The sequence below is a fragment of the Ramlibacter sp. bp-362 genome (genome assembly GCF_054956735.1).
This window is the reverse complement of sequence record NZ_JBUDXE010000006.1, coordinates 189609-202957: the sequence shown is the minus strand read 5'-3', so window position 1 is coordinate 202957 and position 13349 is coordinate 189609. Positions and strand designations below refer to the sequence as shown.

The window sequence follows — 13349 nt, the reverse complement described above, 5'->3', positions numbered from 1 at the left end:
GCACTTTACTGCAAGCCCCCGTGCCTGAAGAAACCCTCGACACCGTGCTCTGGTCCGACATGCAGCGCGAGCCGCCGCCCGGCCAGCTGCCCCTGCTGGCGCACTACACCTCCATCGGCACGCTGGAGCGGATCGCGCAGACCGGCGAGATCTGGTTCTCCAACCCGCTGTACATGAACGACGTGGACGAGCTGCGCTACGGCATGAACCTGGGCGTGCATGCGGTGCGCGGCCACACCGGGCTGCGCGAAGCCTGCCCGCCGGCGCACTACAACGCCCTGCTCGACGCCTTCGACGCGCTGTACACCGCCTTCGACGGCGACTCGGCCTTCGACGTGTACGTCTTCAGCTGCTCGGAGCACGACGACGAGATCGGCGACGACGGGCTGCTGTCGATGTGGCGCGGCTACGGCGGCGACGGCAACGGCGTGGCGATCGTCTTCGACATGGGCCCGCTGCTGGCGGCGCGCTCGCCCATGCTGGTGCGCCAGGTGCAGTACAAGTCGTACGAGGCGAGCGAGGCCTGGATGGACGCCAAGCTGCAGGACTTCGCGCGGGCGCTGCAGCGCCAGGGCGGGCCGGTGGAGCAGATGAAGGACGCCGCGGCGGCGCTGTTCGAGCGCATCAAGCTGTTCGCCCTGTTCACCAAGCACCGCGGCTTCCACGAGGAGCGCGAGTGGCGCATCGTCTACCTGCGCGAGCAGGACCGCGCCAACGTGTTCACGCAGCAGCTGCACTACGCCATCGGCGGCCGCGGCATCGAGCCGCGCCTGCGCTTCTGCACCGACGTGCTGGGCGACGAAAGCGGCACGCCCCGGCTGCAGGACATGGTGCGGCGGATCATCCTGGGCCCGGTGCTGGCGACGCCGCTGGCGCTGCGCTCGGTGGTGCGCATGCTGGAGATCTACCAGCCGGCCTGGGCCGACCGCGTGACCCGGTCGAGCACCCCCTACCGTTCGCAGCGCTCGTGGCCCACTACCTGATCGGCGACGTCCAGGGCTGCGACGCGCCGCTCGGCCGGCTGCTCGCGAAGATCGCGTTCTCGCCGAGCCGCGACACGCTGTACCTGCTGGGCGACCTGGTGAACCGGGGGCCGGCCTCGGCCGCCGTGCTGCAACGCCTCATCGCTTACGGCGACGCGGCGCAGTGCCTCCTGGGCAACCACGACCTGAGCCTGCTGGCCGTGGCGCAGGGCGAGCGGGCGCCGCACCGCAACGACACGATGGACGACATCCTGGGCTCGCCTCGGCGCGCCGCGATGCTGGAGTGGCTGCGGCACCGCTCCATGGCGATCCACGCGCACGGCATCCTGATGGTGCACGGGGGCGTGCTGCCATCCTGGGACGTGCCGCAGGTGCTGTCGCTGGCCGGCGAAGTGGAGGCGGTGCTGCGCGGACCGGAGCTCGCGAGCTTCCTGGCGCAGATGTGGGGCAACCAGCCGGACCGCTGGGACGACGCGCTCGCCGGCGCCGACCGCCTCCGCGTGATCGTGAACGCGCTCACGCGCCTGCGCTTCTGCACGCCGGAGGGCGTGATGGACCTGCGCGCCTCGGGCGGGCCCACGCAGGCGCCGGCCGGCATGCTGCCCTGGTTCGACGTGCCGGGCCGCCGGACCGCGGGCACGACGATCGCCTTCGGCCACTGGTCGACGCTCGGCTACCTGCGCCGGCCCGACCTCGTCGCGCTGGACACGGGCTGCGTGTGGGGCGGCTGCCTGAGCGCGCTGCGGCTCGCGCCGGACGGCGCGCACGAACTGATCCAGGTGGATTGCGAGCAGGCGCAGGCGCCGGGGGCATAGCACCCTCATCCCCGCGCAGGCGGGGGTGACGGTCAGTCCGCCTTGAACAGCGCCGGTACCTTGCGCCGGGTCTTGATGTTGGCCGAGACGCGGTTGCTCGCGGGCTTCGCGCCGGCTTCCCAGGCCGGGGCCTGCTCGCGCTGCGGCGGTTCGTAGGGGCGGTCGAAGAACGGGTCCTTCGGCGCGGGCGCCGGGCGGGCTTCGCGCCGCGCTTCCTGGCGCGGCGGACGGTCGTCGTCCTCGCCCCGCTCGCGCCAGGCGCGGCGGCCGTCGTTGATGCGGCCGCGGGGGCGTTCGTCGTCGAACTCCAGCGGCTCGATCTCCAGCTTGCGCTTCAGCAGCTTCTCGAGGTCGGCCACGAGTCGCGTGTCGCCGGGCGACACGAGCGTGACCGCGAGGCCCGAAGCGCCGGCGCGGCCGGTGCGGCCGATGCGGTGCACGTAGTCCTCGGGGTTGAAGGGGACGTCGAAGTTGAAGACGGCCGGCACGTCCTTGATGTCGAGGCCGCGCGCCGCGACGTCGGTGGCCACCAGCAGGTCCACTTCGCCCTTCTTGAAGGCGTCGAGCGCCTTCAGGCGCTCGTCCTGGCTCTTGTCGCCGTGCAGCGCCGTGGTCTTGAGGCCGTCGCGCTCCAGCGAGCGGGCCAGGCGCGCGCAACCGAGCTTGCTGTTGACGAACACGAAGGCCTGCGAGATGCCGCGCTGGCGCACGATCTGCTTCACGGCGCGGCGCTTGTCGTCGTCGGGGACGCTGAAGAAATGCTGTTCGACGGTGGAGGCGGTCGTGTTCGGCCGCGACACCTCGATGGTCACCGGGTCCTGCAGGTAGCTGGAGGCCAGCCGCTTGATCTCGGGCGAGAAGGTCGCGGAGAACAGCAGCGTGGTGCGCTGCTTCGGCAGGTAGGAGAGGATGCGCTGCAGGTCCGGCAGGAAGCCGATGTCCAGCATGCGGTCGGCCTCGTCCAGCACCACGTATTCCACCTGGTTCAGGACGGCGTTCTTGGCTTCGATATGATCGAGCAGGCGGCCCGGCGTTGCCACCAGCACTTCCACGCCGCGCTTCAGTTCCGCGGTCTGCGGCTTCATGTCCATGCCGCCGAACACCACCGCGCTGCGCAGGTTCGTGTACTTCGCGTACAGCTTCACCTGCTGGGCCACCTGGTCGGCGAGTTCGCGCGTGGGCAGCAGCACCAGCGCCCGCACCGGGTGCCGCGCGGGCGAGGTGGAGGCGTTCTCGTGCTTCAGCAGCCGCTGCAGCAGCGGCAGGGCGAAGGCGGCCGTCTTGCCGGTGCCGGTCTGCGCCGCGCCCATCACGTCCTGGCCGGACAGCACCACCGGAATGGCCTGGGCCTGGATGGGCGTCATCGTCTCGTAGCCCATTTCGGCCACGGCACGCATCAGCGGTTCAGCGAGGGAAAGTTTGGAAAAGGCGGATTGGGACATCAACCTCGAATTGTCGCATTTCTGCAAATGCGTGTCTCTTGGTGGTCAAAGAGGCGGGTTCGCATGAGATTGGAACGCAGAGGACGCAGAGGTTGCGCAGAGGAACGCAGAGAACAGCCTAAAAAAGGATGTCCCCTCCGCGTTCTCTGCGTAACCTCTGCGCACTCTGCGTTCCAAACAGGTCGCATGGCACGGCTCACAGCTTGGCCGCCGAGAACGTGTCGCAGGACTTCACCGTGCCCGCCTGCAGGCCGGTCATGAACCAGTGCTGGCGCTGCGCGCTGGTGCCGTGCGTGAAGCTCTCGGGCACGACGGCGCGGCCGGCGGCTTGCTGGAGGGCGTCGTCGCCGATCTTCTGGGCGGCGTTCATCGCTTCCTCGATGTCGCCCTGCTCCAGGATGTTGCGCGCGTTCTGCGCGTGGTGCGCCCACACCCCCGCGAAGCAGTCGGCCTGCAGTTCCAGCCGCACGCTCATCGCGTTGGCCTTCGCGGTGGAGGCGCCGGCGCGGGCCCGCTCCACCTGTTCGCTGATGCCCAGCTCCTGCTGCACGTGGTGGCCCACCTCGTGCGCGATCACGTAGGCCTGGGCGAAGTCGCCCGGCGCGCCGAGGCGGTCCTTCAGCGTGTCGTAGAAACTCAGGTCGATGTAGACCTTCTGGTCGGCCGGGCAGTAGAAGGGGCCCATTGCCGCCTGCCCGGCGCCGCAGCCGGTGCGGATGGCGCCGCGGAACAGCACCAGCTTCGGGTCGTGGTACGTCGCGCCGCCCTGCTGGAACAGGTTGGTCCACACGTCCTCGGTGTCGGCCAGCACGGTGGAGACGAACTTCGCGTCGCGATCGTTGGCCGGCGGCGCGGGCGCCGGGCCCTGCTGCTGCACCTGCGGTGAGCCGCCCCCGGTCATGATGCCCAGGAGGGTCAGCGGATTCACCCCCAGCAGCGCCCCGCCGATCAGCGCGATCACGATGGTCCCGATGCCGATCGTGCCGCCGCCCAGGCCAAAGCCGCCACCGCCGCCCGAGCGCATGTCCTCGACGTTCGACGACTCCCGATTGCCTTCCCAACGCATGGCGGTCTCCTGCTGTAGAGTGAGTCATGCTATCGACTGACAGCCCGGCCGCGCGTAGTCCGTTGTCCGTTTTGGTGACCGGCTTCGACCCCTTCGGCGGCAGCCCGGTCAACCCCAGCTGGCAGGCCGTCCAGGCCCTGCACGGCCGCGTCATCGCCGGCCACCGCGTGATCGGCGCCGAGCTGCCCACGGTGTTCGGCGCCTGGCGGCGGGAACTGCCGGCTCTGCTGCAATTGCACCGCCCGCGGCTCGTCCTCTGCACCGGCCAGGCCGGCGGCCGCGCCGCGATCTCGCTGGAGCGCGTCGCCATCAACGTCAACGACGCCCGCATCCCCGACAACGCCGGCGCCCAGCCGGTGGACGCGCCCGTCGTCGCGGACGGCCCGGCGGCCTGGTTCACCGGCCTGCCGATCAAGGCCATGCTGCAGGCCCTGCAGCATGCCGGCGTGCGCGCCGAGGTGTCGCAGACGGCCGGCACCTTCGTCTGCAACGAGACTTTCTACGGCCTGATGCACCTGCTGGCCCAGCCGGAGTGGCAGGGCGTGCGCGGCGGGCTGGTCCACGTGCCCTGGCTGCCGGAGCAGGGCGAGCCCTCCATGCCGCTCGCCGAGATCGTGCGCGGGCTGGAGATCGCGATCGCCTGCGCCCTGCGGACGGATCACGACATCCGCAAGGAAGCCGGCGCCCTGGATTGAGCGAAGCCCGGAAGGGAAAAGGAGAAAAACCTACAATCGCTCCCATAGTGAGCATCCTCAACGCCGATCTCCATTGCCATTCCGTCGTCTCCGACGGGACGCTGGAGCCCGAGGTGCTGGCGGCCCGCGCGGCGGCCAACGGGGTGGAGCTCTGGGCCCTGACCGACCACGACGAGATCGGCGGCCAGCACCGCGCCGCCGCGGCGGCCCGCGCGCACGGGATGCGCTACCTCACCGGCACCGAGATCTCCGTCACCTTCGCGGGCGAGACGGTCCACATCGTCGGCCTCGGCTTCGACGCCGACGACCCGCAGATGCAGCGCGGCCTCGAGGCCACGCGCGGCGGCCGCGGCGCGCGCGCGCAGGAGATCGCCGCCGGCCTGGCGCAGGTGGGCATCCGCGACGCCTACGAAGGCGCGCTCAAGTACGTCGGCAACCCTTCCCTCATCTCGCGCACCCACTTCGCCCGATTCCTGGTGGAGACCGGCGTCTGCAAGGACACGAGCGAGGTGTTCCGCCGCTACCTCACCGAAGGCAAGCCCGGCTACGTGCCGCACCGCTGGGCCTCGCTGAAGGACGCCGTGCGCTGGATCGCCGACGCCGGCGGCATGGCGGTGATCGCCCATCCGGCCCGCTACAAGTTCAGCGCCAACGAGGAATACGCCCTGTTCACCGAATTCAAGGCCCATGGCGGCCGCGCCGTGGAAGTCGTGACCGGCAGCCACACCGCGGCCGAATACGTGAAGTACGCGGACGCCGCCCGCGAGTTCGGCCTGGCCGCCTCGCGCGGCAGCGACTTCCACAGCCCCGACGAAAGCCACACCGACCTGGGCCAGCTGCCCTTCCTGCCGGGCGAACTGACGCCGGTGTGGGAACTGCTGGCCGACCGCATCCAGTGAGCAGCCAGTCCGCGGCCCTGCCGCTGCGTCCGCCGCAGGCGCTGGCGGGCATCGCCCTCGTCGTCGCCGCCAGCGCCTGCTTCGCGGCGCTGGACACCACCACCAAGTACGTGAGCCTGGCGGTGCCGCTGCTCATGGCGCTGTGGTTCCGCTACTTCTTCCAGGCCGTCGCGACGACCGTCGTCGTGCTGCCCCAGCGCGGCATGGCGATCTGGCGCACACGCCATCTCGGCTGGCAGCTGGTGCGCGGCCTGCTGCTGCTCACCAGCAGCCTGCTCGCCTTCGCGAGCCTGCGCTACCTGCCGGTCGGCGAATTCACGGCGATCGTGATGATCACGCCGCTCGTGATCACGCTGCTCGCCGCCACGATGCTCAAGGAGCGCGTGTCGCTGCTGCGGTGGCTGCTGGTGGCCGGCGGCTTCGCCGGCACGCTGGTGATCATCCGGCCGGGCGGCCAGAGCTTCGGCTGGAGCAGCCTGCTGCCCATCGCGCTGGTGGCCAGCAACGCCTGGTTCCAGGTGCTCACCAGCAAGCTGGCGCGCACCGAGGACCCGGTCACCATGCACCTCTACACGGGCTGGACGGGCACGATCGCCGCCTCGCTCACCCTGCCCTTCGTCTGGACGGCGCTGCCCGACCCCTGGCTCTGGGCGGCGCTGTGCTTCATGGGACTGATGGCCACCATCGGCCACTTCGCGCTGATCCTGGCCTACTACCGGGCGCCGGCCGCGACACTGACGCCCTACCTCTACACGCAGATCGCCTTCGCCATGCTCGGCGGCGTGCTGGTGTTCCGGCACGTCCCGGACCACCTGTCGCTCGCCGGAATCGTCATGATCGCGGTTTGCGGCGCGGCCGGCGCCTGGCTCACGGTACGGGAGCGGCGCGCGGCGGCCTGAAGCCATGGCCCAGTACTTCGAGCTCCACCCGGACAACCCCCAGCCGCGCCTGCTGAAGCAGGCGGTGGCCATCCTGGCGGGCGGCGGCGTGATCGCCGTGCCCACGGACTCGAGCTACGCCATCGCCTGCCACCTGGACGACAAGGCCGCCGCCGACCGGCTGCGCCAGATCCGCCACGTCGACGAGAAGCACCTGCTCACGCTGCTGTGCCGCGACCTGAGCGAACTCGCGAACTACGCGCGCGTGGACAACAAGCAGTACCGGCTGCTCAAGTCGGTGACGCCGGGACCCTTCACCTTCATCCTCGACGCCACCCGCGAGGTGCCGCGGCGCGTGAGCCACCCGCAGCGCAAGACCATCGGCCTGCGGGTTCCGGACCACAAGGTGCTGCAGGAGCTGCTGGAACTGCACGGGGCGCCGCTGCTGGCGACCACCCTGAACGACCCGAACGCCCCCGAACCGGTGAACGACCCCGACCAGATCCGCCAGCGGTTCCAGAAGGTGCTGGACGCGGTGATCGGCGCCGGCCCCTGCGTCGCCCAGCCGACTACGGTGGTGGACCTCACGCCCATGCAGACGGGCGGCGAGCCGGTGCTGGTGCGCGAAGGGCGCGGCGACGCCTCCCTCCTGGGGCTCTGAGACAATCCCCGGGTGGAAATCAACAACCTGATCCAGACCGTCCTGATCTACGCCTTGCCGGTGCTCTTCTCGATCACCATCCACGAGGCGGCGCACGGCTACGTGGCGCGCCACTTCGGGGACAACACGGCGTACATGATGGGGCGCGTCACGCTCAACCCCATCAAGCACATCGACCCCATCGGCACCATCCTGATGCCGCTGCTGCTGTACTTCGCCACCTCGGGCGCCTTCCTGTTCGGGTACGCCAAGCCGGTGCCGGTGAACTTCGGGGCCCTGCGCCACCCGAAGCGCGACATGGTCTGGGTGGCGCTCGCCGGCCCGGCCTCCAACTTCGTCCAGGCCATCCTGTGGGCGCTGCTGTTCACCCTGCTGGTGGGCCTGGGCCTGCGCGAGCGCTTCTTCCTCGAGATGTGCAAGGCCGGCGTGCTGGTGAACCTGGTGATGTGGGCCTTCAACCTGTTCCCGGTCCCGCCGCTGGACGGCGGCCGCGTGCTGGTCGGCCTGCTGCCGCCGCGCCAGGCCTACGCGCTGTCGCGCGTCGAGCCCTGGGGCTTCTTCATCGTGATGGCCCTGGTCGTGGTGGGCATCGTCAGCTCGCTGTGGCTGCGCCCCCTGATCTCGTTCGGCTACCAGCTGCTGGACCTGCTGCTGACGCCGCTGACCTTCCTGTTTTCCTGATCCCCATGGCCGCTCCCGTCCGCTACCTCACCGGCATCACCACGACCGGCACGCCCCACCTGGGCAACTACGTCGGCGCCATCCGGCCGGCCGTGCAGGCCAGCCGCCGCCCCGGCACCGAGAACTTCTATTTCCTGGCCGACTACCACGCGCTGATCAAGTGCGACGAGCCGGCGCGCATCCAGCGCTCGACGCTGGAGATCGCCGCCTGCTGGCTGGCCGCCGGGCTGGACCCGCAGCAGGTGTTCTTCTACCGGCAGTCCGACATCCCCGAGATCCCCGAGCTCACCTGGCTGCTCACCTGCGTGACCGGCAAGGGCCTGCTCAATCGCGCCCACGCCTACAAGGCGCAGGTAGACAAGAACGTCGCGGCCGGTGTCGACGTCGACAACGACGTCAGCATGGGCCTGTTCATGTACCCGGTGCTGATGGCCGCCGACATCCTGATGTTCAAGGCGCACTGGATCCCGGTCGGCCGCGACCAGATCCAGCACATCGAGATGGCGCGCGACATGGCGCAGAGCTTCAACCACCTCTACGGCGAACACCTGGTGCTGCCGGAGGCGGCGGTAGACGATTCGGTGGCGATGCTCCCCGGCCTGGACGGCCGCAAGATGAGCAAGAGCTACGACAACGTGATCGCCCTCTTCGGCCCGCGCGAGCAGGTGCGCAAGCAGATCTTCTCCATCGTCACCGACTCGCGCGCGCCCGGCGAGCCCAAGGACACCGAAGGTTCGGCCCTGTTCCAGATCTACCAGGCCTTCGCCTCGGCCGAGGAGACGCAGAAGCTGCGCCAGGCCTATGCCGACGGCATCGCCTGGAGCGACGCGAAGCAGCTGCTGTTCGAGCGCATCGACCGCGAGATCGCGCCCATGCGCGAGCGCTACGAGCACCTGGTCGCCCATCCGCGGGAGCTCGAGGACATCCTGCAGGCGGGCGCCGCCAAGGCGCGCGCGCGCGCGACGCCGCTGCTGCGCGAGCTGCGCCAGGCCGTGGGCCTGCGCAACCTGGCGAGCGCGGCCGGCGGCGCGAAGAAGGACAAGGCGAAGGCGGCGCTGCCCAGCTTCAAGCAGTACCGCGAGGCGGACGGCCGCTTCTATTTCAAGTTCGTGGACGCGCAGGGGCGGCTGCTGCTGCAGGGCGCCGGCTTCGCCTCGCCCAAAGAAGCGGGCCAGGCCATCGCCCGGCTGAAGTCGGCGCAGGCGCTGCCGGACCCGGCGGTGGCGACGGCGGCCGAGGGCGTCACGGCCGCGCAGGTCGAGGCCGCGCTGAAGGAGCTGGCGGCCGCACACTAAGGCATTACGCCGGCGAACGCGTTATCCTTGCCGCTGTCCCCGGAAAAACATTTGTACCAAACCATGAACCTCTACGTCATCGACGACCACCCGCTGATGCGCGAGGCCGTGGTGATGCTGCTGCGCCGCATGCGCCCCGGCGCCAACGTCGTCGAACTGGACCGCCTGGGCGGCATCGAGGCGGCCGTCAAGCAGCACGGCACGCCCGACCTGATCACGCTCGACCTGAAGCTGCCCGACACCACCGGCACCTCCGGCGTGCACGAACTGAAGAAGCGCTTTCCCGAGACGCCGCTGGCGGTGCTGTCCGCGTCGCCGGCGGGAGACGCCGAGGAAGCCTGCATCGAGGCCGGCGCCGACATCTACATCGAGAAGTCCTCGGGCGGCCAGGAGATCGGCAACGCGCTGCGCGCGCTGCTGTCGGCCGACGGGCAGTTCGAGGAACTCGCGCCCACCGACAGCAAGCTGTCCAAGCGCCAGAAGCAGCTGATCGTGATGCTGGACCGCGGCCTGTCCAACCGCGAGATCGCCGACGAACTGGGGATCAGCGAGCACACGGTGAAGGTGCACCTGTGGCGCCTGTTCCGCCGCCTCGGCGTGAAGAGCCGCACGCAGACGATCCACTACGCCCGCATGCACGGGCTGCTCACCTCGTAGGCTCGTCCCGCGTCGTGGCGAGCGACACCGCGCGCTCCGCCGCCGCCGCCGCGTCGGTCGGCAGCAGCTGCAGCCGGAACACCGTCCCGCGTCCCTGGCGCGAGCACAGCGTCAGCGGGTGCCCCAGGATCAGCGTGAGCCGGCCCACGATGTACAGGCCCAGGCCGAAGCCGTCCTCGGTGCCGTGCGCCGGCACCTTGTAGAACTCGCGGAAGATCTCGCGCTGGTGCACCGGCGCGATGCCCACGCCGGTGTCCCAGATCTCCACGCGCGGGCCGCCGCGGCCCTTGCGCGACGCGACGAGGATGCCGCCCTTCTGCGTGTACTTCACCGCGTTGGAGATCAGGTTGCCCAGGATCCGCTGCAGCAGGATGGGGTCCGACACCGCGGTCCCCGGCTGCACCCGCATGCGGAACTGCAGGCCCTTGGCTTCGCACAGCGGCCGGTGCTGCAGCTCCAGTTCGTGCAGCAGCGTCGCGACGTTGACCGTGTCCACGTTCAGGCGGACCTTGCCGGAGTCGAGCCGCGCCAGGTCGAACAGCGAATCGAACAGGCGGTTCACCGCCTTGGTCGACTCCACGATCTTGGGCGCGATCTCGTGCACCAGTTCCGGCTCGGTCCCCAGCCAGTCGGCGTACAGGCCCAGCGCGTGCACCGGCTGGCGGATGTCGTGCGCCGCGCTCGCGAGGAAGCGGTTCTTGATCTCCACCGCGTCCAGCGCCGCCTGCGTCTGGCGGGTGAGCGACTCGATCAGCTGCGTGTTGCGGAACTGCAGCTCGAAGTTCTTGCGGTGCGTCTCGTGCAGCCGCTGGCCCGCGTTGCGCAGCACCAGCCAGAACAGCAGCAGCAGCGTGACCAGCCACCAGTGGTACGTCGGGCCGCGGAAGTTCAGCTCCACGCCCATGCGCCACGCCATCACCGCCAGCGCCGTCACCGCCAGCGTGTCCAGGTAGTTGCGCATGGTCGCGAGCTGGCCGGACAGGCTGTTGATCGACAGCATCGCGATGCCCGCGAGCATCAGCCAGCAGATGAACTGGTCGGCCAGCGAGGCGCGGTCGAAATAGAGCACCGTCGTGAGCCCCCAGGCCATTGCCGATGCCGGCCACACCAGCCGGTGGCGCCGCAGGAAGGCGAGGTGTTCGTCGCTGCCCTGGCGCAGCACCTCGCGCTCGTAGCGGCGCAGGACCCAGGCGCGCCAGCCGGTGAGCGCCAGTGCGAGCAGCGACCACGCGGCGATCAGCGCCGGCGACGCGTCGGCCCACAGCACGCCGACGATCAGGCCCACCAGCACCAACGCGAGCCACTGCGAATTGCGCTGGCTGCGCATCAGGCTGCGAACCAGTTCCCCCTCGACCCACTGCGCCTCGGTGGACGTCGTGGGGACCGGCAGGGGCTCCGATTTCATGCGGCGAGTCTAGACGAAGGTTTCCACGGCGCCGCGCGTGCGGGCAGGACCGCACCGACATAGCTATGGGCATCGTCCTACAAGCGCCGCCCAGCAAAGCGAACAGACTCTGCCGTTGCGTTGACCTGACGCCTACCAGCCGGCAGCGCAACCCCTGGACTAAGGGCGCCTGCCCTGTTCGCAGACCAACCTTGACGAGGACCCCATGGACTCCCAATCCGCCCACGACACCGACAACATCAAGCCCGCGCCCAAGAAGTCCCTGCGCGGTTTCGCTGCCATGGATCCGCAGCGCCAGCGCGAGATCGCCAGCCTGGGCGGCCGCGCGGCCCACCAGAGCGGCCACGCGCACGAGTTCACCAGCGAGGAAGCCCGCGCGGCCGGCAAGAAGCGCCACGCCCGCGCCACCCCCGGCCTGGCCGAAGGCCCGCGCGCCTGAGGCCTGAGCCCCGGCCGTAGGACGCGGCGTTCCGCGGCTGGGCCGGCGGGCTGACAGGCCCGCCGGGCGCCAGCCGCCAGGATGGCGCCATGCCATCCGCCCCCGACGCCGCGCTTTCCGCGCGCCTGGCCGAAGCGAGCCGCGCCCTGTGGCTCGCCACCCTGGCGCTGATGACGGCCTTCCTGCAGACCCCGGCGCCGGCCCACCGCCTGCTGCTGGCCCGGCGCATCTCCCGCAACCTCCACACCCTGTCCGACCAGGACTGCTTCGACGGCGGCTGCCGTGCGCGCTTCGCCCGGCTGGCGCAGCGCTGGCAGACGCGCGCGGAACACCTCGCCTGAGCGCCGCGCGCGGCGCCATGGGCGAAGGCCTACAGGACCGTCGGGGCGCGTCCCACACGCCACGGCCGCGCATGTTCGCAAACTGGCGGAAACATTTGCACGCACGATGGCAGACAGCACGAAAGGCATGGCGAAGACTTCCACACGGTCCCTGTGGAAAGGCGCCATCACGTTCGGGCTGGTGCACATCCCCGTGGGCCTGTACTCGGCCACCCAGGAAAGCGACGTGGACTTCGACTGGCTCGACCGGCGCACGATGGACCCGGTGGGCTACAAGCGCATCAACAAGCGCACCGGCCGCGAGATCGACAAGGAGAACGTGGTCAAGGGCGTGGCGACCTCCAAGGGCCACTACGTGGTGCTGTCCCCGGAGGAGATCGCCGAGGCCTACCCGCGCACGACGCAGACCATCGAGATCGAGGCCTTCGTCGACGTGGACGAAATCCCCTTCGTCTACCTGGAAAAGCCGTACTACACGGCGCCCGTGAACAAGGGCGAGAAGGTCTACGCCCTGCTGCGCGAGGCGCTGAAGGAAACGAGCAAGGCGGGCCTGGCCAAGGTGGTGATCCACAGCAAGCAGCACCTGGCCGTGGTGCTGCCCTGCGGCCCGGCGCTGGTGCTGAACCTGCTGCGCTGGGGCGGAGAGATCCGCTCCTGGGAGGACCTGCAGCTGCCGCCGAACGGCAAGGCCGGCATCAAGGACACGGAACTGAAGATGGCCAAGCACCTGATCGCCGACATGGCCGGCCACTGGAGCGCCAGCGAGTTCCGCGACAACTTCCACGACGCGATCATGAAGCTGGTGGAAGCCAAGGCGAAGGCGGGCGACACCGAGACGGTGGAGCCGCTGGAAGAAGCGCCGGAAGCCCAGGGCGGCGCCGACGTGATCGACCTGACCGAGCTGCTGCGCCGCAGCCTGAAGGGCGGCGGCAAGTCGGCGCCCGCGCCGGCGCCCGCCCGCAAGACCTCCGCCCCCAAGAAACCCGAGCGGGAGCGCGCCACGGCCGCTGCCGCGCCCCGCAAGCGCGCGAGCACCGGCAGCAAGCGCACCTCCGCCAAGTCCACGCGCGCCCGGCGCGCCGCCTGAAAGAA

At 70.1% G+C, this 13349-nt stretch carries 15 protein-coding genes; 12 read left to right on the top strand and 3 right to left on the bottom strand.

Annotated elements, in window-relative coordinates:
• Positions 1-20: 20 nt before the first annotated feature.
• Both ACY0MJ_RS10635 and ACY0MJ_RS10630 read left to right on the top strand, forming a co-directional pair.
• Positions 21-983, top strand: a complete 963-nt coding sequence (locus tag ACY0MJ_RS10635) for a DUF2971 domain-containing protein (protein WP_462638394.1) — start codon at positions 21-23, stop codon at positions 981-983.
• The gene (locus ACY0MJ_RS10630; RefSeq protein ID WP_462638393.1) at positions 968-1798 is read left to right on the top strand and encodes a symmetrical bis(5'-nucleosyl)-tetraphosphatase; all 831 of its coding nucleotides are present in this window, start codon (positions 968-970) and stop codon (positions 1796-1798) included. The genes ACY0MJ_RS10635 and ACY0MJ_RS10630 overlap by 16 nt, the downstream gene beginning before the upstream one ends.
• A gap of 32 nt (positions 1799-1830) precedes the next feature.
• Here the strand turns inward: ACY0MJ_RS10630 and ACY0MJ_RS10625 are convergent, their stop codons facing one another.
• Together ACY0MJ_RS10625 and ypfJ are read right to left on the bottom strand one after the other, a co-directional pair.
• Positions 1831-3240 carry a DEAD/DEAH box helicase gene (locus ACY0MJ_RS10625; protein ID WP_462638392.1) on the bottom strand — a complete coding sequence of 470 codons (1410 nt, stop codon included), beginning with the start codon at positions 3238-3240 and terminating at the stop codon, positions 1831-1833.
• Positions 3241-3436: 196 nt separating this feature from the next.
• The gene (gene ypfJ / locus ACY0MJ_RS10620; RefSeq protein WP_462638391.1) at positions 3437-4306 is read right to left on the bottom strand and encodes a KPN_02809 family neutral zinc metallopeptidase; all 870 of its coding nucleotides are present in this window, start codon (positions 4304-4306) and stop codon (positions 3437-3439) included.
• A gap of 26 nt (positions 4307-4332) precedes the next feature.
• Here ypfJ and pcp point away from each other — a divergent pair, with 26 nt between their 5' ends.
• The 7 genes from pcp (at position 4333) to ACY0MJ_RS10585 (ending at position 10072) form a co-directional block, all read left to right on the top strand.
• Positions 4333-5001 (top strand): pyroglutamyl-peptidase I, encoded by a 669-nt coding sequence (pcp, locus tag ACY0MJ_RS10615; RefSeq protein ID WP_462638389.1) that lies wholly within the window; start codon positions 4333-4335, stop codon positions 4999-5001.
• A gap of 44 nt (positions 5002-5045) precedes the next feature.
• The gene (locus ACY0MJ_RS10610; RefSeq protein WP_462638508.1) at positions 5046-5900 is read left to right on the top strand and encodes a 3',5'-nucleoside bisphosphate phosphatase; all 855 of its coding nucleotides are present in this window, start codon (positions 5046-5048) and stop codon (positions 5898-5900) included.
• Complete coding sequence (locus ACY0MJ_RS10605) at positions 5897-6799, top strand: DMT family transporter (protein WP_462638388.1); 903 nt, start codon at positions 5897-5899, stop codon at positions 6797-6799. The genes ACY0MJ_RS10610 and ACY0MJ_RS10605 overlap by 4 nt, the downstream gene beginning before the upstream one ends.
• Before the next feature lie 4 nt (positions 6800-6803).
• Entirely contained in the window at positions 6804-7439 is a 636-nt protein-coding gene (locus ACY0MJ_RS10600) for an L-threonylcarbamoyladenylate synthase (RefSeq protein WP_462638387.1), read from the top strand.
• 12 nt (positions 7440-7451) lie between these two features.
• Positions 7452-8120 (top strand): site-2 protease family protein, encoded by a 669-nt coding sequence (locus ACY0MJ_RS10595; RefSeq protein ID WP_462638386.1) that lies wholly within the window; start codon positions 7452-7454, stop codon positions 8118-8120.
• A gap of 5 nt (positions 8121-8125) precedes the next feature.
• Positions 8126-9415, top strand: a complete 1290-nt coding sequence (locus tag ACY0MJ_RS10590) for a tryptophan--tRNA ligase (protein WP_462638385.1) — start codon at positions 8126-8128, stop codon at positions 9413-9415.
• Positions 9416-9478: 63 nt separating this feature from the next.
• Entirely contained in the window at positions 9479-10072 is a 594-nt protein-coding gene (locus tag ACY0MJ_RS10585; RefSeq protein WP_462638383.1) for a response regulator transcription factor, read from the top strand.
• Here the strand turns inward: ACY0MJ_RS10585 and ACY0MJ_RS10580 are convergent.
• Positions 10062-11477, bottom strand: coding sequence for a sensor histidine kinase (locus ACY0MJ_RS10580; protein ID WP_462638382.1), 1416 nt, complete (start codon positions 11475-11477; stop codon positions 10062-10064). The two genes, ACY0MJ_RS10585 and ACY0MJ_RS10580, sit on opposite strands and share 11 nt — an antisense overlap.
• Positions 11478-11682: 205 nt before the next feature.
• On the opposite strand from ACY0MJ_RS10580, the gene ACY0MJ_RS10575 reads away from it, so the two are divergent.
• The 3 genes from ACY0MJ_RS10575 (at position 11683) to ku (ending at position 13344) form a co-directional block, all read left to right on the top strand.
• Positions 11683-11916 carry a KGG domain-containing protein gene (locus ACY0MJ_RS10575; protein ID WP_462638380.1) on the top strand — a complete coding sequence of 78 codons (234 nt, stop codon included), beginning with the start codon at positions 11683-11685 and terminating at the stop codon, positions 11914-11916.
• An 89-nt stretch (positions 11917-12005) separates the two neighbouring features.
• Positions 12006-12257 carry a hypothetical protein gene (locus ACY0MJ_RS10570; protein ID WP_462638379.1) on the top strand — a complete coding sequence of 84 codons (252 nt, stop codon included), beginning with the start codon at positions 12006-12008 and terminating at the stop codon, positions 12255-12257.
• Between the two features lie 106 nt (positions 12258-12363).
• Positions 12364-13344 carry a non-homologous end joining protein Ku gene (gene ku / locus ACY0MJ_RS10565; protein ID WP_462638378.1) on the top strand — a complete coding sequence of 327 codons (981 nt, stop codon included), beginning with the start codon at positions 12364-12366 and terminating at the stop codon, positions 13342-13344.
• The last annotated feature ends 5 nt before the right edge of the window (positions 13345-13349 follow it).

Bases quoted from the DNA above. Each gene is read 5' to 3' on its own strand.
- ACY0MJ_RS10625 (WP_462638392.1), bottom strand. From the start codon at position 3,240: ATGTCCCAATCCGCCTTTTCCAAACTTTCCCTCGCTGAACCGCTGATG.
- ypfJ (WP_462638391.1), bottom strand. From the start codon at position 4,306: ATGCGTTGGGAAGGCAATCGGGAGTCGTCGAACGTCGAGGACATGCGC.
- pcp (WP_462638389.1), top strand. From the start codon at position 4,333: ATGCTATCGACTGACAGCCCGGCCGCGCGTAGTCCGTTGTCCGTTTTG.
- ACY0MJ_RS10600 (WP_462638387.1), top strand. From the start codon at position 6,804: ATGGCCCAGTACTTCGAGCTCCACCCGGACAACCCCCAGCCGCGCCTG.
- ACY0MJ_RS10590 (WP_462638385.1), top strand. From the start codon at position 8,126: ATGGCCGCTCCCGTCCGCTACCTCACCGGCATCACCACGACCGGCACG.
- ACY0MJ_RS10585 (WP_462638383.1), top strand. From the start codon at position 9,479: ATGAACCTCTACGTCATCGACGACCACCCGCTGATGCGCGAGGCCGTG.
- ACY0MJ_RS10580 (WP_462638382.1), bottom strand. From the start codon at position 11,477: ATGAAATCGGAGCCCCTGCCGGTCCCCACGACGTCCACCGAGGCGCAG.
- ACY0MJ_RS10575 (WP_462638380.1), top strand. From the start codon at position 11,683: ATGGACTCCCAATCCGCCCACGACACCGACAACATCAAGCCCGCGCCC.
- ACY0MJ_RS10570 (WP_462638379.1), top strand. From the start codon at position 12,006: ATGCCATCCGCCCCCGACGCCGCGCTTTCCGCGCGCCTGGCCGAAGCG.
- ku (WP_462638378.1), top strand. From the start codon at position 12,364: ATGGCAGACAGCACGAAAGGCATGGCGAAGACTTCCACACGGTCCCTG.